Raw genomic sequence first — 23720 nt, forward strand, 5'->3', positions numbered from 1 at the left:
TTTATTTGGTTCTGATTTTAGTCAAAAGTGAGTTTAATATTTTTACTTCATCGTCAGTCAGATGGCTGACAATCGACTCAAAATTCTGAAAATCAATTGCGACTTTCTTGACAAACTCGTTCGATTCTTCTGTCAGTCGTAGTTTTACCCTACGACGGTTCTCAGGGTCAGTTTCACGTACAATCAGATTTTTGGTAATCAGCCGGTCAGTCAGCCGGGTCATATCCGAATTCATCTCGTGCATTTTGCTTTTAAGTTCTCCTGCATTCAGGCTTTCCGGATAAACCTCCTGTAATTGACGTAATACTATATATTGTTGCACTGATAATTGAAAAGGAGCGAGTTTCTGGTCAAAATAATTAAAGATGTAGCCATCTGTCATGTGTAGATTGGCGATCAACTCGTGGTATTGGTTTTTATATTGTTTGCTCATTTTTTTTTCAAATGTTGCGCAAATGTAGAATGTTTATTTGTTTAAACAAATAACGTTTAAACGATTGTTTTTGAGAATATTACTATTTGAAGATTATTTAGATTTATTGAAAGATAAAAAACTACTAAAAGAGACTGAATTAAAAAGCTTTAATATTATAAAGTGCTTATATAGAGTTACTTGACAGGAACTTATATAGGTTAATATTAAGCCGTATTAAAATGTAATTAAAGTTAGATTTTGTAGTGTTAGTGAAAGTGCAGAGAAGGCATCAAAAAGTTAGGATGGAGAGATTGTATGCCTTATAAAAATAGTTGAAGGTATTATCTTTCTTCAACTATTGTAGAATTGTAGTAAAATAGCTTAACCGTTTAGTAAATAATTGTTGCTTTTCTGAGTGCTAAGTCGTAAAATAGAACCATTATTTTACTTACTTGCATATACGCCATGAATCATTTTAAAATTATTACTTGCAAATTATCTGAAAACCTTTCTCTACTTTCTGAAAAGTAATTCTGTTGGTTGTTAAAGAATTTCTTTTGAATTAAAAATCTGCTTTCCGCCTCATTACACATGAACAGACGAAATAGATTACTATTTCTCTGAATTGGTATTATTTATTTCCACTCAAAGAGAAAAGCTGTTTGTTATTCACTTAAAACTATTTCTATGTCAAAACTTTTACATTTTCGTAGCCAAACATTGAGAAGGCTATATCTGCTTTTGGGAACCCTTGTTGTGTCGCTTGGTGGATATGCTCAGAAAGAAGTAGAGAAGGTAAAAACTTACCTTAAATCGAACACCAGTAAATATCAGTTATCGAATAGTGATATTGATGAAATGGGTATTTCAAGTGACCACTTGTCTCCAACTACCGGATGGTATCATATTTATTTTGTTCAGAAGTATCAATCTATTGAAGTTTACAATGGTATTCTGAATACAGTCTTGGTAAATGATAATGTCGCAAATGTCACCAGTAATTTCGTAACCAGCATAGCGTCTAAAGTCCCTGTTGTTACAATTATACCTGTAACACCGCTTAACGCCATAAGTCGGGCAGCTTCAAGCCTTAAATTGTCTGATAATTCAGCAAATACACAGGAAGTAAGTGCCAATAGATTACCTAATGGACAAATCGAATCTGCTATTTATACCAATGCAGATTTATCTAAGGAGAATATTCCTGTAAAATTGTACTGGTTCCCATATGATACTTTAATCGGGCAGGAAAGGGTATCTAAAGTAAGTCTCGTTTGGAATGTACAGATTTATACAAAAGATTATAAAAATAACTGGAGTGTGCAGGTTGATGCCTTAACTGGAGATATTATAGATACCAAGGACCTCGTGGTTCATTGTGATTTCGGTGTGCCAGGACATACACATGAATCTGGCCTGACTCATGGACATACAAATCCTGCCATAAATGACATCAATTTATTGCAACCCTTAGCCGCCAATAGTTATCGTGTATTTGATTATCCATTGGAAAGCCCGAATCATGGAGCAAGAACACTAGTAGCAAGCCCTTATACTAAATTTGTGTCTTCAGGGACCGGACCCGGAGTTACCAATGGCTGGCACAATGACAGTACTGCCAATTATACCAACACACGGGGAAATAACGTTTGGGCAAAAGATGATTTGGCGAATGACAATGAAGGAACCATTGGTAGTAGTCCGTCATCAGCTACTTTAGAATTTGACTATCCATATACACAGGCAACCGGAACTGCCGCAGCCAATCTTAATGCTGCTATTACAAATCTGTTTTATTGGAACAACGTTATTCATGATATATTATATAAATATGGGTTTGATGAGCCAAGTGGTAATTTTCAGGAGGCTAATTTAGGTAGAGGTGGTGGAGGAAGCGATTTTGTATATGCTGATGCGCAGGATGGCTCGGGCACAAATAATGCTAATTTTGGTACACCTATTGATGGACAAAACCCTCGTATGCAGATGTACAGATTCAGCGACGCCGGAAACCCTGCTTATACTCCTGATTCTGATTTTGATAATGGAGTGATAACTCATGAATATGGTCACGGTTGGTCGAACCGATTAACCAGTGGGCGAAATAATGTGACCTGTTTACAAAATGCAGAACAGGCAGGAGAGGGTTGGAGTGATTATCTCGCCTTGATGCTCACTACAAACTGGTCTACTTTAACACCAACACTTGCCAGTGCGAATTTGCCAAGAGGTATGGGGTCTTACGTATTAGGACAAACTACTGATGGAAGGGGGATTCGCCCTTATCCATATTCCTACGATATGGCCACAATTAACGGATTAGTAACTTATGGAAGAGTCGGTGATTCCGGTAATTTTTCTCTGCCTCATGGCATTGGCTCTATTTGGGCAACCATGTTGTGGGATATGACCTGGGAGATTATCATGCAGGATAATCAGATTGTAAGCAATATTTATAACACAAGCTCTCTGGTAGGTAATGTAGCTGCGCTGAAATTGGTTAATGAAGGCCTTAAACTTCAACCTTGTAGTCCGAGTTTTGTAGAAGCCCGTGATGCAATTTTAAAGGCTGATTCTATTCTATTCAATAAAAAGTATAAATGTTCCATCTGGAAAGCATTTGCTCGCCGTGGTTTAGGTAGACTGGCTTCTACAGGTTCATTAAAAACAGATCGGGTAGTGACTGAAGATTTTACACCATTCTTTGATAGACCATTAACCTCTTCAAAAGTTGCTACTGTCTGCTCTAATACACCGTTCAGTTATACAGCCACTACTTCTGTAGGTGGTACTACATTTAGTTGGAGTCGTTCTGCTGTAACCGGAATAAGCAATGCGGCTTCTAATGGAAATTCTGCTACGATTAATGAAACTTTGATAAATACCACCTCAAGTCCGATAACTGTTACCTATCAGTTTTTCCTGACCCCGAGCAACTGCGCGGCAATTCCTCAATCTGTCCAGGTAAGAGTAGACCCGACACCGACACCCACAGTAGCTACTTACAATATTTGTAAAGATGCATCTGTACCCGGCGGGCAGGGTTTAGCTGTAACTAATATTACTGATTCCAATACTTTAACAGGAACGCTTACCTACACATCACCTATTTATAGAAGAGGTAATGGAAACAATGTTCTGACCTATACACCTATTGCTTCAAACAATCAAGGTTCAGCGGTGTATTTTAAAGCGCATACTTTTGTAGCAGCGGTAAGTGGGTCAGTCTCTATTCAAACAGGAGCAGCAACAGCATTGCAATCGGCTGATAGATATGATACTTATATAACATTATATCAGACCTCATTTGATCCGAATTCTCCTTCTACTAATTTTTTGATAGGAGATGATGATAGCGGACCATTTCAATATAGTTCAAAAATAACTTATAATTTTACCGCGGGAAATACATATGTATTAGTTGTGACAACATGGGGGAACAGAGTTATAGGAGATTATACAATGGAAGCCACAGCAACGCTATTTAAGCATATAGGTTGGTATGCTAACAGTTCTGGAGGGGCGGCATTGGCTACTTCTAATATTTTTAATCCTGTAGGAGTAGCAGGTTCTGGTGTACCTAATACTGCCACTCCAGGCACTACCAATTTTTACGTGAGTACTTCTGATTTAGGGACTTGTCGTGCTAAAACGAGTTTCATTATTAATCCAAGTTCGGTTGGAGGTAACATAGCCGGCAGTACTAATGTGTGTACCCCAACAAATTCAGGAACACTCACCTTAAGTGGACATACTGGTTCAATTCTTAGATGGGAATCCTCTACAGATAACTTTGTTAGTAATATAGTAAGTATAACAAATACTACCACAACGCTCAATTTTTCTAATCTTGCACAAACTACTAAGTACAGAGCAGTGGTGAAAAGCGGAAGTTGCGCACAGGTTTATTCTGCCATTGCTACCATTACTGTTGTCACGGCATCACCACCAACCCCAACGGGTAATAGCCGTTGTGGAACCGGAACCGTATTGCTTACAGCTACAGGATGTGCAGGGGGTACCATTAACTGGTATGCGGGTGTTAGTGGAGGTTCTGTGCTGGCTTCCGGTACGAGTTTTACTACGCCAAGTATCTCTATCACTACTACTTATTATGTCAGTTGCACGGTGAGCGGATGTACGTCAAATAGAGTAGCTGTAACAGCTACTATTAAATCTATTCCTGGGGCGCCAACCACCACGAGCGTTAGTAGATGCGGACCTGGAACGGTAACACTCACGGCAACAGGTTGCGGGGGAGGAACAATCAATTGGTACACTGGTTCTACAGGTGGAACACCAGTGGGAACTGGTGGAACTTTTACAACGCCAAGTCTGGCAACCACCACACCATATTATGCAAGTTGTACAGTAGATGGATGCACTTCTGTAAGAACTGTCGCAACTGCAACCATAAACGTTAATCTTACATTTACCGGAAATCAGGCTGCCGGAAATTACAGGGCTTCTAATTCTATAACGAGTACAGCCAATGTAGCTACCGGAGTCAACTATTATGCGGCTAAATATATCGAGCTGAATGCCGGTTTTCAGGCAGGAGGGTCTGAGGTATTTCTTGCAAAAATAGAGAATTGTCCATAGGCAAGTTACAGATTTAGAAACTGTTTGAGTTAAATTTTATGAATCAAAATGAATTATTTTTTACAAAGACAAGATAACAAAACCAGAGTTTAGCAGAGCTAAATGAGGATTTTGGTAGCGCAGTATTTGCAAAAAAGAACCACGGCGACGGACCGCCATTTTGAACAAAATAAGGTTAACTCAAACAGTTTCTTAATATAGTAAAATATTTATTCATGTATAAAATCAGCAAGGTAGCGCAATGGCTGCCTTGTTGATTTAATAGATAGTGATTCAGAGAAAATAATCATTTACCATACACGCTAAACAAATAATCTTTCACTGAAGAAGGCTCTCTACCTAAAATTTTGTCTAAATCTGTTTTTGTTGTAGTAAACTCACCTTGCTTAAAACCCTCTGCAAAGGCGGCCGAAACATTTATTATTTCTGCTGGCAATCCTGCCTGGGTCAATAGATCAACAAATGCGGATGAATCAGGGCTAACATACTCTATTGTTTTACCCGATGCCTCACTAATAAATTTTGCTATGTTATGAAATGTAACTGATTCAGTATTAGAGATTAGATAATCCTTGTTTTCGTGTCCTTTGCTGGTCAGGATATTTGCCGCTGCTTCAGCCATATCGTCACGAAGTGTGAAAGCGACCGGAGTATTTCCGGCTGGGAAAAATACACCTGTCTCTAAAACATTTGGCCCGAGAAACATTGGAATATAATCAGCATAAATATTATTTCGCAGAATAGTATAAGTTATTCCACCTTCTTTAAGTGCTTTTTCCGTTGCTAAATGAGATTTGGCTACAATATAAATCGGAGAAGTTTCTGTTTCATTTTTCCGTTCAAAGCTGGTATATATCACATGGCCTACGCCTGCTTCCTTTGCAGCATTTACCACATTTTCCTGTTGCTGCTCACGATTTACAATATCATTTCCGGATACAAATAATAGCTTATCAATACCTTTAAAAGCCTTTATTAATGAATCATAATCGTTATAATCGCCCAAACTAATTGTAATACCCTTTGCCTTTAGGTCATCTGCTTTGGCCTCGTCTCTTACTAAAGCCGCTATTGTATTAGGCGAAGTACCCTTTTTCAACAAAAAGTTTATGGTTGCAGTACCAAAATGCCCTGTTGCCCCAGTTATTAAAATCATAATCAGAAGTTTTATATGATAAATTATTTTATTGAGGCAAAAGTAGTTATATTTGCTATATAAAATATAGTACTATACTTTTGTATAGTAAAAAATAATATCTATGACAATCACAAAAAAAATAATGGATTTCGCTGAAGCTAAATCATGCCCTGAACAATTTGTATTGGCTTTGAATGATACCCTGAATGTGCTGACAGGGAAGTGGAAACTACCTATTTTAGGTTCGCTTATGTTTGGCATCAAACGGTTTACAGATTTGCAGAGAAACATTCCGAAAATTACACCACGGATGTTATCAAAAGAATTAAAAGAACTCGAACTCAATGGGATGGTAAGACGTAAGGTGTATGATGCCACACCAGTCTTAGTAGAGTACGAATTGACAGAATCGGCTCAAAGATTGTCTGATGTAATTGATAGTATGCTAAACTGGGGTCTTAACCACAGAAAAGTAACAATGGGAGTTGGTTAAGTGCTGAAAATCTGATATTATTTGATTAGAAATGTCAAAGGTTGAATAGAGTGATTTTGCTATCAGAAATCTTTCTTTTTTACTTCATCATGGTATTTTAAATAAAGTGGTAATGCCGCCGAACCATACCAAGGGTAAATTTCGGCCTCTAATACCTTAGCTTTTAAGGCGGGGTCTGATTCTAACAGTGCATTTGTATCTTCGGTAGTTTTTGTATTAAGTACAAAAATGCCTCTGTAGTTTTTATCATTATTACCTAACGGCCCGGCTACAACTAATTTGCCCATAGCTACCATTTTACCCATATTCATCATATGGCCTCTGAACAGACTATCTAAAAGAATTTTATCGGTAGTAGTATTGCTTCCGCTTTTCAGTATAACCAGTGTGTACATTTTCATACCATATTCATCGGCCTCCAGAGAATCAGCTAAGGCCTGTTTGAATTTTGGATTCGGGTTTTGAGCCTTCGCTACGATTGTAAATACAACCCAGAATAAGATCAGGATAGATTTGTACATCTGTAATAGGGTTTTAAGAGGTGATTACTTATTTATTGAAAAACAGTTCCCTTTTAATGGCCTTACTCATAATTATATTTATAAGTTAGTCCATTATCTTCTAAAACTTCGGTTGGGTAACCCTCTGAATCATACTTAAAGACACGTACGAAATTATATCTGCCTGTAGCTTTTAGTACATTATTAGGGCTTTTATTAAATGCGCTTAGCCATTGAGGTTTTTGCTTAATAAGATAATAAGGATTAATCTTGTCGTCATATGTATAGAAAACGGATTCTCCGTAAATATCGGTTTCTTTAATAATGTTCCCTTTCGAATCATATTCATAAGTACTTACTAACGGATTTGCATCACCATAAGTAACTTGTTTTTCTACCCAGCCATTAGAATTATACACAAACGCTGTAATTGAATTATTTCTGACAATTTTAGAAATCTGGCCTTCTGCATTGTATTGAAAAGTTTCTTCTGACTTCATACCTAAGGAAGGGTTGCACAAAGCTGATATACTTGAAAACATACTTCGCATGGTAGTTTTCAATTTACTCAGTCTTCTATCTGTATATTCATACGTAAATTCATCGGTAGGATTGATTTCACAAAAACTGAAAGAATTTTCTTTGATCAACAAATCGTTCTGAAACTCAAAAGTGATGTAAGGTTTGTTATTAAGCGTAAGACTAATGAGTTTTTTACCAGGAGCAGAAGGTGTTTTAGGGTCAGCAGATTCTTTGCTGCAACCTGAAATTAGTATAATAAGGAGGATCAGAGCGTGATTTTTCATTTTTCCTTAATAAGCCTTGTATAGAGTGGAAATCATAACAAATATAAAGAAAAATAAACACTGCGTAATTTTTTCAAGCCTGAATAAACTGTATAACTCTGTATTATAAACTTTGGAGTGCTTTGCGATGAAAACTTATCTCAGAATTTACCAATTATTGGCGCAGAGTTACACAAAAGTTTGAAGCAAATTTATCTATTTGCTCAATTGCTCCAGTATATGCTTACCCCCATTATTATTAGGGTTCAGTTCAATAGATTTCTGATACATTTTTATTGCCTCTTCTTTATTCCCCAATTTCAATAACACTTCTCCTAAACTATCATACACATTCCAGCTGTCGGGATACAAAGCAACGTTTAATTTGAAGAGTTCAAGAGCTTCCTTATTTTTGTCTTTACTCATTACACGATATGCCCAATCGTTAAGCTCGTTTTCATCCGGTTTAAAAGCCATGTCTTTTTTACGCGCTTCTTCTACCACCTGCATGGCTTTGTCGTAACCACGTTTATTGAGTTCAGTTCTCAATACGGTGATAGGGTCTGAGGCAGGAATTTCAGGATCATAATAACCTGCGAGTTCTTCTATCCAGTTTTCAGGAGAAGAACCACCTAAATTGGTAAGGATAATTATTGCCAGGTCGTCGTCAGGATAGATTAGAAAAGCTGAACGACCCCCACCGCTCATGCCTACTGCCCGATGTTTTGCACGGAATTTATTGACACCAAAGCCTAAAGCCCAGTTAGTAGGCTTGCCATTATTGAAAGTAATAGGCGACCACATAGTTTTAAGTGTTTCTTTCTTTAGTAATTTGCCTTGTTGGAGTGCAATTACCCACTTAGCCATATCTTCTGCCGAACTGTTTAAACCAGAACCCGAACGAAGAGAAGGAGAAAACTCTGCATAATTATTAGTCAGTTTAGGCTCTGACAACTGGTATCCATCCAGGTAGGATTTAATATTGTAAGTAGGAGCATAATGCGGAATTATATCGCGTGAATCCCCGAATATTGTATGGGGCATTCCTACAACATCAAACTGTTTATCTTTAAATACTTCAGTAAAATGCTTACCCCTCAACTTACTGATAACTCTGCCTAAAAGCAAATAATTAGTCTGGTTATAACTGAACTGGTTTCCTGTCGGGAAATCCATGGGCATAGTCTGTATTTTCTGCCATCTTTTTGCTTCAGAAGACTCCTGGATGCGCAATATATCTGGTAAACCTGAGACATGAGTTAATAATTGTTGAATTCTGACAGGTTGCCATTGGGCGGGCAGGCTATCAATATACTTTGAAATAGGAGCAGAGAGATCAAGCTTACCCTCTTCAACCAATTGCATGATAGCTACACCAGTAAAGGCTTTAGTGCAGGAGTTGATGGCAAAAATAGTCTGGGTGTCTACCTGAACATTATCCTGAAGGTTGGCAAGCCCATAAGATTTATTCAATACAATTTTACCTTTTTGAATCACGGCTACCTGTAATCCCGGAATCTGTAAGTCTTTCATCTGACGAAACAGGAAATTATCTATCTGTTTTTCTCTTGATTGTGTGAAACCAAACTGACTAATCAGCATCAATACAGTAATTAGTTTTTTCATAAATGAATTTCGAAGTAATTTTGTCTTGATACTCTTGTTTATAAAAAAGGTTACACAAAAAACATCTTAAACTGTAATTTAATTGATTAGATAGTTTATCTTTTCAGAAACATACGAATCAAAATCTCATATTCAAGGGTTACTTTTTTATCAACTTCATCACCATATCTCTAATCGCTGCCACCACCACGTCAGGCTCATCAAGTTGAATATGATGACCACTATTGTGGGCAATTATTTGTTTGCTCTGGCTTGATAGTTTCATAAGGTCTTTCTGGTCTTGCAGGCGTTTTTGTTCATCAGCCTCTGTATCATTTGAAAAGGGTTTGCCTCTCGTGATTACAATAAGAGGTTTATTGCCTAATGATTGAGGTTTTTGTGCTCTTACTTTAATCATCTGAAGTAATTCATCCATTAAATAAGTGTTATTGCTTGCAGCATAGTATTCATAATTACCTAAAGCCCATAAACGTATTTTTTGGATAGAATCGGGCAAATGCCTAAAAGAACCATATACTTGTTTGGCAGGTAGGCCTATTTTATTCAAAGCATCACCAATAGCTTTTACGGCTTCAGGAGTTCTGGCTAAATTGTTATCTTCGGGCGTAGCAACGGTTTTGATAGGTGGAATGGGCTCACCTTTTGAATCTTGTTCAGGGGTTTGCATCCTGCCATTGATAAAGAATCTTCCGGTTTCAGTGCCTCCATCTACCAATATGAGCCCTGCTATTTCATCAGGATAGGTTTGTTCATAAAGCCTTACCAATATTCCACCAAGGGAGGCGCCGACTAAAATATAGGGCTTAGGTACTTGGGCTTTTTGCAAAAGGCAATGTAAATTATAGACAGTTTGTTGCATGGTGTGGGGTCGTGGGCCTAATTCACTCCAGGCCAGACCTGCTCTATCGTAGGAGTAAACTCTGGCAAACTCCGCTACTTTGGGTTGAACCAATGCCCAGTCGAAGGAGAAATCTCCACTCCCTGCTTCTAAAATTACACTTGGGCCGTAAGTATGTTGAGCACCCTGCTCCAGGATGTGAAGTCTCCAGCCACCTAAATTAACCATTTTGCCTGATGGATGAGGGGCTTCAGTATTCTGTGCAAGTGTAGTAATGCTGACTCCAAGGCCTATTGAAATCAAAAAAGCAGTTTGAACTAAAGGTTTTGGTTGATTGAACGACGACAGGATTTTAACATAAAAGGGCTTCCTGCCTTTTTTGAGTTGAAACGAAGCCGTAATGATTATAAAAGTATTTAATAATAAAAGAAGCCCAATCACAATTAAAGGATAAATTGCAAAAAAGGGACTCACTCCTTCAGGACGAACGATACTAATGGCAAAAGTAACGAATAAAAGCCCATAAGTAAGGCACGACCAGATCAGTTGAAACCGAAGTAGCTGGCGTCCTAATTCTTTTGCGTCTACAATGGTGTCCCTGTACTTCCACCATAGAAAGGCAGGAATAATTAAATTGCCAAAGGGTATCAGCCAGATCGCCAAAGCAGAGAGATTAAGTAATTGTAGAAAGGTAGGGTCTTCCTTTAAATCAATAGGTGCGTTCATGCTTAATAAATCTTCAGGTGACTGCCCCAACGCATTAGCAATTAATCTGAGAGTTAAACCCCTGGGCTCTGTATGGCCCTGTTCAATTCTTTGCAAAGTTCGCAGATTGATAGAAGCCTTATCTGCTAATTCTTCCTGTGAGAGTCCCTGACCTTTCCGTAAATTAAGAATTTTTTTAGCTATTGTCATGATTTTGTAAGTTTGTTTTTTGCAAATTTCGCTTACTCTCTAAACAAATATAACGGTTTTCAGGCGTCTTTTCTACGGCATTTAATGTTAGCAAAAGAGAGTGGGAGGTTTAGGCATAAATCAACAAGTTATGAGTTATTGAATGATTGATTTTATGGATTATTTAATTGATTTTTGTTTCAAAAAATATTTCTTGAACAAAAATCAGGGATGTTTAATAAAATTATCATTGCTGGAAGCGGCCTTACAGGGCTCACACTTGCACTACTACTTGCTAAAAAAGGAGTAAAAGTTATACTATTGGATGAAAAGAATGAAGTCGGAAAGGGCAGTAAAGCAATATGCTTTTCCAGGAGGACTTTAGAGATTTTTGATAAGTTAGGTATAGCAAAGCTTGTTTTAGAGCAAGGTGTACAGTGGAATAAAGGTAGGGTATTTTTCAGAAATAAGGAGATTTACAGTTTTGAACTACTACCTGATAAAAGCGCCAGATATCCGGCTTTTGTCAATATTTCACAATATGAAGTCGAAAAAATACTGATAGCTGCGGTCAATCAGGAAAAAAATATAGAATTACGAAGGCAGCACCGGATAGATAATTTGACGCAAGACTCAGGAGGAAGTTATATTAAAGTTACAACACCTATAGGGGAGCAGACTTTTAGCACGGCTTTTCTGGTAGCCTGCGATGGAAGCAGAAGTACCGTCAGACGCCTCATGGGATTAAAGATGATCGGTTCTCGCTCAGAAGAAAAATTTCTGATTATTGATTTTAGAATGGAAGCTGATTTTCCATCAGAAAGATGGTTCTGGTTTGCACCACTTCATCATGAACACGAAACTATTTTGCTTCACAAACAACCCGATAATATCTGGCGACTTGATGTGAAGTTAGGAAGAGGTGTGTCTGAGGATATAGTAAATAATCATGATTTTGTATTAAAAAAGATAAAGCAGGTAGTTGGAGATAAGCCTGTTAAGGTTGAATGGGTAAGTTTATATCGGTTCAGTAACAAAATGCTCGAAAACTTTGTATTCGGGCAAGTTATTTTTGCTGGCGATGCAGCTCATGTTTTCAGCCCTTTCGGAGCAAGAGGGGCCAATTCAGGCATACACGATGCAGATAATTTAGCCTGGAAACTCTCAGAGATATTGCAAAATAATGCAACAACCGATTTGTTAAAAACCTATAATCATGAGCGTGTAATGGCTTGTAACCAGAATATTACCTGCACTACCAATTCAACACTGTTTATCAGTCCGCCAAGTTTAGAGGCAATCGCTGTAAGAGATTCAATTTTACAAAATGCTATAGATGATGATGAGGCAAAAAGAAAAGTCAATTGTGGGCGATTGAGTGTACCCAATATATACAGTAAATATCTATCAAGCGAACAAGGTGAATGGCTCTCAAAAGACACCTCTCCGGGTTATGGTGTTAAAGATTGCTTGATGAGAGAGGGTTATCTCATTGAAAAGTTAGGGTATGAATTTACCTTAATCATATATGCTGATATAGTTTCTCCAGATATGCAAGCGTATCTTGGTACTCACGATATTCAGATATTACCTGTTAACAGTTCTGATAATCCATCCTTGATTTCGTTATACGAACTTACCCCAACTTCTGCCTACCTCATTACTCCTGACCAGTACATTTTAGGGAGATGGAAAGAATTTACACCAGAAAAAGCTATTCAGCTCAAACAAACTTATTTATCAGGTGCTTTAGATAATATTACTCCACCTATATTAACAGAGCAGGAGCTAATTGATGAGAAAGTGGCAAAAAGCTTAATTAATGCAACTTGAAAAGTGGGGTTCAAATATTGCTATAAAATAACAAAGAAGCCGTTCATTTATAAACTGGAATGAGTGATGGCTGTTCTTAGAAAATCACCTGAAAAAATACCTTTGCATTGAACGGTGTACCAGGTGTAAAGTGAATTTCTTCTACTGGCTCGTTTTCATTTTGCAGGCGGCTCTCTGTAGCAAACTGAGTTTCTTTCCAACAGGCATTAAATAAGTTCTGGACATTCAAACCTAATGTATAACGACTCTTCGTATAGCTAAATAAAGCATCTGTTACAAAATACCCCTTAGCTACTATACTACCATCTTCATTGGCAGGTCGGTCTCCCACATAACGGTAGCGGAGGCTTCCGCTAAGACCATGTTTATTTTTGAGCGTAATACCCCCAATACTCGTGAATTTCACTGCCAGAGGTAAGAGGTTTTTGCCTTCAGCTTCCCCAACAGCACGAGGTTTCGCCCAGTTGGCATCAAAATCGGCAAATAAATTTTTTGTCAGTTGATAACGCACCGATACATCAAACCCACTTCTAACCGATTGTCCTGATGGTTCTATTACACCTGCATCGCCAACATACACAAATTCTTGCTGTAACCATAAATACCAATAGGCTGCGTTAATAAGTAGTTTTGGGAATGGTTTCCAGGTAGTACCAAAATCTGAACCATAAGCCGGAGGTAAAATATCCAATCCATTCTTCTCTACTACTACACGGGTATCGTTAGAGTGAAAACCTTTACCCAGATTCAGATAAAATTGAAGTCGGCTATTTTGCGTGTAATACAGATTCAATTTAGGTGATAGGATAGAGGCACAGGTTTTACTTTTAGTATTGGCTTGCAAATGGTCAATGTATTGGTTATGAAAATAATCAAAACGAACCCCAATAGTAGCGGATAGTCTTTTGCTTATCTGAACGCTTTCATCTGCATATAGCCCAAAATTAGCCTCATTAATATCCCCCAGTTTAATAGCTTTCAGAAGTTCCGTACGGTTTTTGGTGTGCGATAACTCTGAATCATTGGTTAAATCGTGTCGATAATTTACGCCAATATTAAAAGTAGACTGTTTCTGCCCGATTCCGTGTGCAATAGAGTAATTGCTATTGTAGCCCCAAAGATTACGGGCTTCTTTTTGCCGGATCTGGTCGCCATTCAGGGGGTCTTCTAAAAAGAAAGTAAAATTAGAATATAACTCAAAATTATAGTTGGCATAGAAAAACTGATTTTTCCAGACATGATTACGTAGGGTAAGGGTTACGAACTCTGCATTCAGGTTTGTTCTGCTGGTTTCTCCGCCTTCATTGGGGTCTATGGCTCCAAAGAAACCAATCAATCCGCTCTCAACTGCCCTATCAGGAATTTGTCCGGAGGCGTTCCACTGGCTCCTGAAAGTAGAAGTAGTAAAAGAAAGATTTGTGTTAGGGCTTATATGTCCATGATATTTACCTACCAGATTCAGACGCTTAAAATGTTGAGGTGCATCAAAATAAGCATCAGAATAATTATATTCTCCGGCAACGTAAGCATTTTGGTTATTGTTCTGCGTTTTTTTATTTAAAAGATTAAATCCGCCAACTAATCTATAAGTTTTGAATTGTCCGGCTTCTGCCTTTAAAAAATTCTGCTCTAACACAGATTTTGTTCTGAAATTCACCCAACCTGCCGTGCTGAAATTACCTTTATCAGAGTCATACATCCCTTTCTTGAATTCAACCCCATCAATCAATTCAGGAATAATAAAATGGGCATCGGCATAACCTTGTCCATGCGCATGAGAAACCATATTAATGGGCATTCCATCAACCGTGAGACGGATATCCGTGCCGTGGTCAATATCAAAGCCACGCAAAAAAATCTGTTCGGCTTTGCCACCCCCTGCATGTTGGCCGATAACAACACCCGGAATGATGCGGAGTATTTCCTGCGAATTATTAATAGTACGAAGTTTAATATCCAGGCTTGAAATTACCTGCTGATGTTGCGGATTAATGGCCGATACCTTTATTTCGTCTAAAGATACCTCGGTACTCGAAAGTGTAAAGTTGATGATAGAGGCTTCATCGGCTTTAACTACCACAATTTGTGTTTGTGAAAGATAACCCATAAACGATACCTCTATGGTATAGGGCGCTGGTGATAAGTTACTTATCTGAAAATAGCCTGCTTCATCAGAAATCGCTCCACGATTCAACCCTGTTAATATAATATTTGCACCACGAATAGGCAGGTTGGTCTGACTATCAGTAATTTTGCCAACAATTGTTCCCAAGTGGCCAAAAACAGTAGAAATGGTAAGAAGGTGTATAAAAAATAACCTTTTCAGTAAAGTCATGAGTGGTTTGTTAAGGAGTGTTGATGATACCTGTCTGCAAAAATACTATACTCTTCCCGTAAGAAGAATGACTATTGATGATTAAAGTTAATACTTGATTTTAAATATAATAAAGTTTACTTTCGATTGATAATTGAACGATTTGAAAGTCATAATCAAAGTAAATGCCCTTTAGGGGTTAGGGCACAATATGAAAATCTGTCTTGCACAAGCAAAAGCTGTAAAAGGTAATATTGAGGTAAACATTACCAATCACCTGCAATTCATTCACTTAGCATTAGAGAAAAACGCCAAAGCAATATTTTTTCCTGAATTATCTCTGACTGGTTATGAGCCCAAATTAGCAGGGGCATTAGCTACCAAACTTGAAGATAAGCGTTTGAGTGTTTTTCAGCAAATGGCCGATGCTCACAATATATCTATTGGTGTGGGTATTCCAATAAGAAACTTAGCCGGAATAGAAATTACAATGCTGATTTTTCAGGCCAATAAGCCTCAGTTGGTTTACGCCAAACAACAGTTACATACTGATGAGCTACCTTATTTTGTTGAAAGTAACCAACAAATTCTTCTTTGGCCTGATACACTAAAACTTGCGCCGGCTATATGTTATGAGTCTTTACAGATTAGCCATGCGAAAAATGCTCACACGCTTGGCGCAAAGATTTATCTGGCCAGTGTTGCTAAACCTGAAAAAGGAATAAACAAGGCTTATTTGCATTATCCGATTATTGCAGCACAATACCAGATGCCTGTGCTGATGGTAAACTGTGTAGGGTATTGCGATAATTTCCAAAGTGTTGGTGGTAGTTCAGTCTGGGATAAAAGCGGCAATATAATTGCCAGTTTGGACAGCGTCAGAGAAGGGGTTTTAGTGTTTGATCTGGCAAGCAAAGAGTGCATATCCGCCTATCGCTAAAACTGAAAAATCGTATTATACACAATTTTAACCCCTTCTTACTTGTTTTAAGAGTGAAGATATTACTATATTTCAAAATTATAAATTCAAATGTCCAGGACTTTCTCATGAAAAAACTATGTGTTTTATTTTTAACTTTTGTACTTTTCTCATGTAGCGTAATAGATGCAATCGGCCCTGACTTATCGGCTAAGGTCAAAGGTGTTTATCAGGTTTATCTGGTCGGAGATGGTGTTACGAATGTTAATATGCCTTCAGGTGGAAAATCTATAAGTATAGAACTTACTTCTATAGATAAGAAAACTTCCTCTTATATTATCAAACTCAGCAGTGGTGGGAATGTAGATACACAGGAAGGAATATTTGAACTCAAAAAATCAGGAGACCAGACAGATCTTTATCAGGATGATAAAAAGATAGGGTTTATTAATGGCAATGAATTAGATATTGACTATTCTGATAGTAATGGACTCAGAAGTGTCATGAAAGCAAGAAAATAGGCATTTATTTATATGGTCAACCACTTTAAAAAGAAGCTGAATCTTCTTATATTATTAAGAAAGCCAGAAAAAAATAATGGTACATGATGTACTATAAATTGTCAGGTAAAGTATATATTGAACCAGAATTAATTAGCAACCCTAAACACTTTTAAATATGAAACAATGTACTTTACTTGGTTTTCTTATTGTTTTTTTTAGTTCTGTCTCCCTTCTACAAGCCCAGCAAGTGGCCGATATGGACTTTAGTTATCCGATAAAAAAAACGATGTATGAAACCGGTAAAGGTTCGACCATTGTATTAGACGAAGCCCATTATAATTTCCATACGCTGGCAGGTAGATATGCTCCCTTTGGTCAATTACTCAAAAAAGATGGATACGTGTTAAAGTCCGGCAATGAAAGGTTTACCTTAGAATACTTGTCAAATATTAAAATTTTAGTTATTGCCAATGCTATGCCAGATAGCAGCGCTGAATGGAAATTGCCAGCAAAATCAGCTTTTAAAGAAAGTGAGATAAATGCACTGAAGCAATGGGTGCAAGAAGGGGGAAGCCTGATGTTGATTGCTGACCATATGCCATTTGCAGGTTGTTCTGCTCAACTTTCATTGGCTTTTGGATTTAATTTTATTGATGGTTTTGCCATTAGAAGAGACAAAAAGCCGGAGGTTTTTTCATACCAGAGAAATAATCTCAATCAGAACATCATTACCAGAGGAAGAACAAAAGAAGAAAAGATTGATTCATTAATGGTTTTTACCGGGCAGGCATTTATTGCGCCAAAAGAAGCCACAGTACTTACACGCCTGAATGATGAGTATGAAATATTAATGCCCAGTGTTGCCTGGGGGTTTAACGAAACTACCCCTCGTATATCAGGACAGAGCTTCGTTAACGGAGCATTTATGGATTATGGTAAAGGTCGGTTAGTTGTGATGGGTGAGGCAGCTATGTTTTCAGCACAATTATCAGGACCATTGAAAGTTAAAGCAGGTATGAACCATCCGGTTGCAAGACAGAATGCACAATTTCTGCTGAACATCGTACACTGGTTAGACAGAGGTGTATAAAACTAAGTGTCAATTTAAATTTTAAATCAGATGCTGCCTGTTAATTATCAGGCAGCATCTGATTTTATAGATGAGATTAATTTTATTGATAAGCAGTTATGGTACAAATTATTACTATCAGGAAAGGACAACCCAGCGATTTACTAAAACTGCAAGAATTATTCATAGATACTATATTTACTATCTGTAAGGCACGATTATACCGATGAACAATTAAAGGTTTGGGCATCTGGAGTAGAGAATGTGTCACGCTGGCAATCAAGGCTGGCACAACAATATGTATTAGTGGCCGAAATAAATAATACTATTGCAGGTTTTTGTACTTTAGATAAAGGTACTTACCTTGATTTTTTATATATTCATAAAGACTACCAGCGGCATGGTATTGCTTATGAATTATATAATGTCATAGAATCAGAGGCAAGGCAGCAAAACCAGACAAAGCTGACATCTGATGTAAGTAAAACCGCCAGGCCATTCTTTGAAACAATGGGTTTCTGTGTATTAAGCGAACGAACATTAATAAAGCATGGTGTTGAATTGAATAATTATAAGATGGAAAAAACACTTATTTATTAATAACAAAATCTACCTGAATATTCGATTCTTAAGCGAGTTAATGTACTTACTTTTTTACCCTTTCAAGTTCTTCTTCTCCGTTGGTTCTGTTTATATTCTTGGTGTTTTTTCCAAAACTTCTCGAGTAAGTAAGTTTTATTACTCTATAAAAAGCTGATTCATCTTTATAATTTGACTCACTTCTGATATTGAAAGCAATGGGTGTCATACTTCCGATATGAGTATAAATAGAAGAGGTCTGGAAAAGGTCAGGCAATGACAACTGAAAACTTCCTTTATCATTTTTAAGTTTTTTGGCAATGCTTAAATTGACTACACCGAAACCTTTCAGTCGGTTTGCTCCTTCAAAAAATGGTAGGTTCTGCCAGCCAGATAATTCTATTTCAAAGTTTTCAGGTAATGATAAACGCTGAGTAAAATTCAGATTCTGAAAAAGGTAAGTTTTCTCAGCCGGATTAAGGCTATAGGATATTTTATATCTTCGTATTGCGGTAGTACTGCTAATGCTGAATTTCCACCAGGAAGTAATCTGAAATGGAGCATTGATAAATAAATTAATACTTTTCTGATAGTCGAGATTCTGTGGTGATGAAACCCCAATATCATTTTGAGGGTTTGCAGTGATCTGATAACGAAGAATCGGATGCAGGTCATACTGAAAAGATAAACCGATGTTAAATCCGTTTTTGTTAAACTCAGCTTTTAACGCATCTGTAATAGTTGGTTTCAATAGCGGATTGCCGGAAAAAATAAAGGTAGCATCATTATAAAAAAGATTAGATATTAAGTCGTTATAAGCAGGGCGTGTAATTCGGCGACCATAGCTAAAATTCAGATTCGTGTGAGTATTAAGCGTATAGGTATAGAGCAATGAAGGAAAAAACTTAGAGATTGTGAATCCATTTTTGTAAATATTAATATCTCTTTGCCAGTATTCATAACGTAACCCCGCATGAAAGATTGATTTAGAGTTGAAAACGAAACGCAATTGTGAATAGGCAGCAAGTATTTTTTCATTTCCATTGATATTACTTTGTGTTCGAGGGTCAATTTCCCATAAATCACTAACTTTTCGTTCAATATTACTATTGTTTGAGTTAAGTGTATAACTGCCTTTTATACCAGTTTCAATTTTCACATCAGGATTAACTTGCCGGGTATAATCTGCCTTAAAAACGGCTACATTAATCCTGGACTGACTTTGCCCCCGATTACCATAATTGAATATAGGATTGGTCGGAGGAATCTCGTTTCTATCTTTGTCAAAATATTGGTAAGTAACCAGAGTCGGACTACTGTTAGCGTAGTCTATATAACTTAAGTCAAGGTTTAGTTGAGATTTCGAAGAAAAATTGTGTTGAAAGTACCCCGATGAAATGAAATTTTGTCTACCTGTAGTTCCATCAGAGAGTCCTTTCGAGCCTAAAAAACTACCATCGGGCATAATACGGTCACCGATAATTTCTACAAGGTTATGCATCCGGCTCGAAACCAATGAAATTTCTCCGCCAATTGAGGTTTTAGGAGAAGGGTTGTATTCAGCAGCTACATTCAGATTATGCATCTGCTGAGTGCGGTCCGTTAAGCCACCAAAAATAGTGCTGTTAAAACCACCTATAAATGGGTAATAAGAAGTGCCTTGACCTCTATAACCTGAATAATCATGGCTATGGCCGAATGAATATGCTAAATTGACATTTGCCTTCTTAAACCCATGAGATAAACTGACAGCAGTTGATGCTTTCTCCCTGTAGCCAAACCCGGCTGTAGCCGATAGATTGAGTTTTGTACCTTCATTGTCATTTTTCTTAAAAATAATATTGATGATGCCTGCGCCTCCATCAGCATCATATTGAGCAGTGGGGGATGTGATTAATTCAATTTTTTCAATATTATCTGCTACGGTGCTTTCTAATAAATTGAATAACTCTTCCATTGACATCGGTACTCTTCTTCCATTAAAAAGGATAGTTATTCCGCTTTGCCCGTTCAGGCTAAACTGGTTGTTGCGTCTGTCAGATATAATTCCTGGTAACCGTTCTAATACCTGCAAAGCATTACTTCCTTTGGCCATCAGACTACTTTGGACATTGATAACTTTGCCTATAGGAGTGGTTTGAATAAACTCTCTCCTGGCTGAAATTTTTACTTCTTTCAGTTCATGGTTTTCCTCTGCAATATTAACGGTAGATAGTTGGATAGGGGAATTAGTATAAACAAAGCTTTCAGACTGGTAACTTTGATAACCTATACTACTGATACGCAAGAAAAACTCACCATCTACGTCAGTATTTACCTTAAATTCTCCATTTTCATTAGTAGTTGTTCCTGTAATAGCAACTGAATCTTTGACAGTGAATAAGACTACATTTGCATATGGAACAGCTTCTCCATTAGTCGAGGTTACCTTACCAATAATTTGTCCGGTAGCATTAAATGAGAATAAAACAGTTAATAATAGTAATAGCGTTTTCATCAGTCTCGAATTTTTTGATGAATTTATGTCGTTGCCGAAACTGTTTTTATGAGACTTGATAATCTGTGAACTTTAATTGATGAAAAGCAGACTATAGAGGATTAAAACTGATCCGAAACTGTTGAAATATTTCTTAATGCGATTTTTATACTGAAATAGACGAGTTGAAAACGCAGTAGCAACAATAAAATCAGGCATTAATTTAATCTTCTAAATCTTATCATTCTACGAATTAAATAGCAGTGGTTGCGAAGAAAATCAGGAAGTAGTATCAAATATTTTTTTTAGAAATGTTTGCAGGTTTGAATATCCAATTCTATTTTTGTCATCAGATGATATGATGAATAAACCTATACATAAACGCTCATTAGCTGAAGAGGTAGCTAACCAGATCAGTATCTATATTCAGGCAGGTCATTATGTAGTAAATCAGAAACTACCAACAGAACCTGAACTGATGAAGCAATTTGGTGTGGGGCGTTCAACTATTCGTGAAGCAGTGCGAATGCTTGCAAACTCAGGATTATTGCGTGTTCAACAGGGTGTTGGGACTTTCATTGAAGAGTATTCATCAGGCAATGAAACTTTAAATCAAAGATTAAAAAGGGCTCATGCCAAAGATATTGATGAGGTGAGGCAAATGTTAGAAATTAAGATTGCACAAAAAGCTGCCGAAAATCGCAATGTGCAGCAATTAGCTCAGATAGAAATGTTTCTGGATCAGCGGATTCAAACTTCAGGAGCCGGATTATTGGAAGATTGCATAACAGCAGATATTAATTTTCATGTCAGTATTGCCAAGGCATCAGGCAATGAGATTCTGGCAGATATGTATCAGGCATTTTCAACGCACCTCAAAAGCTGGTTTTTGCAGATACACGCTGATACCAAAGCATTTGTCCAGACTAACGATTTGCATACTTCCCTGTTTCAAAGTATTAAAGATCGTAATGCTGAGAAAGCCTTACATTATGCCACTTTAATTTTAAGACATTAATTTTTTACTATAAATCATCAGATGATATGATGAATGTAACAAAGTCAACTACTACTCCACAACCCGGGGTTATACAGCAGACGGTCTATTCGATATTATATTCAATCAGCTTTGCCCATTTACTCAATGATATGATTCAGGCCGTTATTCCGGCTATCTATCCGTTAATAAAAGAAAGTTTCCATCTCGATTTTTCACAAATAGGCCTGGTTACCTTAGCTTATCAGCTGACAGCCTCTATTCTTCAACCCTTTGTAGGGTTATATACAGACCGTTACCCTAAGCCGTTTTCATTAGCTATTGGTATGACTATTTCGTTGGTTGGCCTATTCAATCTGGCCTTTGCCTCTGATTTTTACTGGATTCTTTTATCAGTAAGCCTGATTGGTGTAGGTTCATCTATTTTTCATCCTGATTCTTCTCGTGTGGCCTATCTGGCATCGGGTGGTAAACGTGGCCTGGCTCAGTCAATTTTCCAGCTGGGTGGTAATGCAGGTAGTGCTTTAGGCCCTTTATTAGCTGCCTTAATTGTGGTGCCTTATGGGCAACACAGTGTGTTGTGGTTTGGTATTGCTGCCTTAATCGGTATTATATTATTGTATAATATCGGTAGTTGGTATAAAACGGTGGCTTTGCCTAAAGTAGCCAGAGCAGTGCACGAAACAAGCCTGAGTTTGAGCAAAAACCGGATAATTATCTCTATGTTTATTTTAATCCTGTTAATGTTCTCAAAGTTTTTCTACATGGCAGGTATGACAAGTTATTATACTTTTTATCTGATGGATAAGTTTAAACTGAGCGTAAAAGATGCACAGATTCAGCTATTTATCTTTCTGGCAGCAATTGCCATAGGAACCTTCGCAGGGGGACCTTTAGGTGATAAATTTGGCCGCAAATATATAATCTGGGTTTCTATTTTGGGGGCTGCCCCGTTTACCTTATTATTACCTTATGCCAGTCAGCTTTTTACTCCCATTCTGGCAGCATGTATCGGGTTACTAATATCATCAGCATTTTCGGCTATTCTTGTTTATGCACAAGAACTAATGCCCGGCAAAGTAGGTATGATTTCTGGTTTATTCTTTGGATTAGCCTTCGGAATGGGAGGGCTTGGCTCCGCACTTTTAGGTACATTGGCTGACCATACAACCATCGGCTATATGTTTGATGTATGCTCTTATCTGCCACTTATAGGTGTTCTTACAGGCTTCTTACCTGATGTTGAGAAGAAGAAAAAGTAAATCTGTTAGCCATTGATACACTGCCTATGTTGCTTCCGGGAGCGTAACTGTATAACACGTCTTTCATAAACTATTATTTTTCATCAATATTGTTCGGCTCGAAATTACTTTCTTCTCTTTCAGGAGGAGTCTTTTTGTCTTCATTTGCATAACTAAAATCATCTACAGTAGGAGTAGGAGCTTCATCAGGCAATTCTTCATCTTCTAAATTTTCATCTTCTAATACATCTTCATCATCAATATCTCCACCGTTATAAGAAGTACCATCACCAGGATTCAGAAAAAAGTTAAGAAACCTGAAATTATATATAAGACCAGGTGAAAAGGCTGATAATTGTGTTGTTTTCATAATTATATTATTTTATTATGAATACTTAAAAAAACGTACCAGCAAAAAAGTAAGTAATAAAGAAAACGGAAGGAAAAGTTATACAGAGTTAAGAAAAACAGGCGAAAAGTGAATATGGTATCATATAT

At 37.3% G+C, this 23720-nt stretch carries 18 protein-coding genes; 9 read left to right on the forward strand and 9 right to left on the reverse strand.

Features of this window, described 5'->3' with window-relative positions; all coding sequences use genetic code 11:
• Window position 1: 1 nt before the first annotated feature.
• Window positions 2-433 (reverse strand): MarR family winged helix-turn-helix transcriptional regulator, encoded by a 432-nt coding sequence (locus H1R81_RS03050; protein ID WP_181839202.1) that lies wholly within the window; start codon window positions 431-433, stop codon window positions 2-4.
• Window positions 434-1102: 669 nt separating this feature from the next.
• Here H1R81_RS03050 and H1R81_RS03055 point away from each other — a divergent pair.
• Complete coding sequence (locus H1R81_RS03055) at window positions 1103-5017, forward strand: M36 family metallopeptidase (RefSeq protein WP_181839203.1); 3915 nt, start codon at window positions 1103-1105, stop codon at window positions 5015-5017.
• A gap of 286 nt (window positions 5018-5303) precedes the next feature.
• Here H1R81_RS03055 and H1R81_RS03060 read toward each other — a convergent pair whose 3' ends face one another.
• On the reverse strand, window positions 5304-6173 hold the full coding sequence (locus tag H1R81_RS03060; RefSeq protein WP_181839204.1) for an SDR family oxidoreductase: 870 nt from the start codon (window positions 6171-6173) through the stop codon (window positions 5304-5306).
• A 103-nt stretch (window positions 6174-6276) separates the two neighbouring features.
• Between H1R81_RS03060 and H1R81_RS03065 the strand changes: the two genes are divergently transcribed.
• Window positions 6277-6648 (forward strand): helix-turn-helix domain-containing protein, encoded by a 372-nt coding sequence (locus tag H1R81_RS03065; RefSeq protein ID WP_181839205.1) that lies wholly within the window; start codon window positions 6277-6279, stop codon window positions 6646-6648.
• Window positions 6649-6710: 62 nt separating this feature from the next.
• Here the strand turns inward: H1R81_RS03065 and H1R81_RS03070 are convergent, their stop codons facing one another.
• From H1R81_RS03070 to H1R81_RS03085, 4 genes are all read right to left on the reverse strand, one after another.
• Window positions 6711-7169 (reverse strand): YciI family protein, encoded by a 459-nt coding sequence (locus H1R81_RS03070; protein ID WP_181839206.1) that lies wholly within the window; start codon window positions 7167-7169, stop codon window positions 6711-6713.
• 62 nt (window positions 7170-7231) lie between these two features.
• Window positions 7232-7954, reverse strand: a complete 723-nt coding sequence (locus H1R81_RS03075) for an RHS repeat protein (protein ID WP_181839207.1) — start codon at window positions 7952-7954, stop codon at window positions 7232-7234.
• A 195-nt stretch (window positions 7955-8149) separates the two neighbouring features.
• Window positions 8150-9559: a serine hydrolase gene (locus H1R81_RS03080; RefSeq protein ID WP_181839208.1), complete on the reverse strand. Its 1410-nt coding sequence runs from the start codon at window positions 9557-9559 to the stop codon at window positions 8150-8152.
• A gap of 139 nt (window positions 9560-9698) precedes the next feature.
• Window positions 9699-11312, reverse strand: coding sequence for an alpha/beta fold hydrolase (locus H1R81_RS03085; RefSeq protein ID WP_181839209.1), 1614 nt, complete (start codon window positions 11310-11312; stop codon window positions 9699-9701).
• 210 nt (window positions 11313-11522) lie between these two features.
• On the opposite strand from H1R81_RS03085, the gene H1R81_RS03090 reads away from it, so the two are divergent.
• Window positions 11523-13124 (forward strand): FAD-dependent monooxygenase, encoded by a 1602-nt coding sequence (locus tag H1R81_RS03090; protein WP_181839210.1) that lies wholly within the window; start codon window positions 11523-11525, stop codon window positions 13122-13124.
• 76 nt (window positions 13125-13200) lie between these two features.
• On the opposite strand, the gene H1R81_RS03095 is transcribed toward H1R81_RS03090, so the two are convergent.
• Window positions 13201-15459 carry a TonB-dependent receptor gene (locus H1R81_RS03095; RefSeq protein WP_181839211.1) on the reverse strand — a complete coding sequence of 753 codons (2259 nt, stop codon included), beginning with the start codon at window positions 15457-15459 and terminating at the stop codon, window positions 13201-13203.
• Between the two features lie 190 nt (window positions 15460-15649).
• On the opposite strand from H1R81_RS03095, the gene H1R81_RS03100 reads away from it, so the two are divergent.
• The 4 genes from H1R81_RS03100 to H1R81_RS03115 all read left to right on the forward strand — a co-directional run bounded on the left by H1R81_RS03100 (window position 15650) and on the right by H1R81_RS03115 (window position 18529).
• On the forward strand, window positions 15650-16378 hold the full coding sequence (locus tag H1R81_RS03100) for a carbon-nitrogen hydrolase family protein (RefSeq protein ID WP_181839212.1): 729 nt from the start codon (window positions 15650-15652) through the stop codon (window positions 16376-16378).
• Between the two features lie 107 nt (window positions 16379-16485).
• A complete protein-coding gene (locus H1R81_RS03105) occupies window positions 16486-16878 on the forward strand; it encodes a hypothetical protein (protein WP_181839213.1) in 393 nt (130 codons plus the stop codon).
• 157 nt (window positions 16879-17035) lie between these two features.
• A complete protein-coding gene (locus H1R81_RS03110; RefSeq protein ID WP_181839214.1) occupies window positions 17036-17950 on the forward strand; it encodes a hypothetical protein in 915 nt (304 codons plus the stop codon).
• Window positions 17951-18118: 168 nt separating this feature from the next.
• Entirely contained in the window at window positions 18119-18529 is a 411-nt protein-coding gene (locus H1R81_RS03115; RefSeq protein ID WP_310588054.1) for a GNAT family N-acetyltransferase, read from the forward strand.
• Window positions 18530-18575: 46 nt separating this feature from the next.
• On the opposite strand, the gene H1R81_RS03120 is transcribed toward H1R81_RS03115, so the two are convergent.
• Entirely contained in the window at window positions 18576-21005 is a 2430-nt protein-coding gene (locus H1R81_RS03120) for a TonB-dependent receptor domain-containing protein (RefSeq protein WP_181839215.1), read from the reverse strand.
• A gap of 337 nt (window positions 21006-21342) precedes the next feature.
• Between H1R81_RS03120 and H1R81_RS03125 the strand changes: the two genes are divergently transcribed.
• Both H1R81_RS03125 and H1R81_RS03130 read left to right on the forward strand, forming a co-directional pair.
• On the forward strand, window positions 21343-22002 hold the full coding sequence (locus tag H1R81_RS03125; protein ID WP_220275159.1) for a FadR/GntR family transcriptional regulator: 660 nt from the start codon (window positions 21343-21345) through the stop codon (window positions 22000-22002).
• 26 nt (window positions 22003-22028) lie between these two features.
• A complete protein-coding gene (locus tag H1R81_RS03130; protein WP_220275160.1) occupies window positions 22029-23243 on the forward strand; it encodes an MFS transporter in 1215 nt (404 codons plus the stop codon).
• A 73-nt stretch (window positions 23244-23316) separates the two neighbouring features.
• Here the strand turns inward: H1R81_RS03130 and H1R81_RS03135 are convergent, their stop codons facing one another.
• Window positions 23317-23592 (reverse strand): hypothetical protein, encoded by a 276-nt coding sequence (locus H1R81_RS03135; protein WP_181839216.1) that lies wholly within the window; start codon window positions 23590-23592, stop codon window positions 23317-23319.
• Window positions 23593-23720: the final 128 nt, after the last annotated feature.

The organism is Emticicia sp. BO119, assembly GCF_013912375.1.
Taxonomy (GTDB): domain Bacteria; phylum Bacteroidota; class Bacteroidia; order Cytophagales; family Spirosomataceae; genus Emticicia.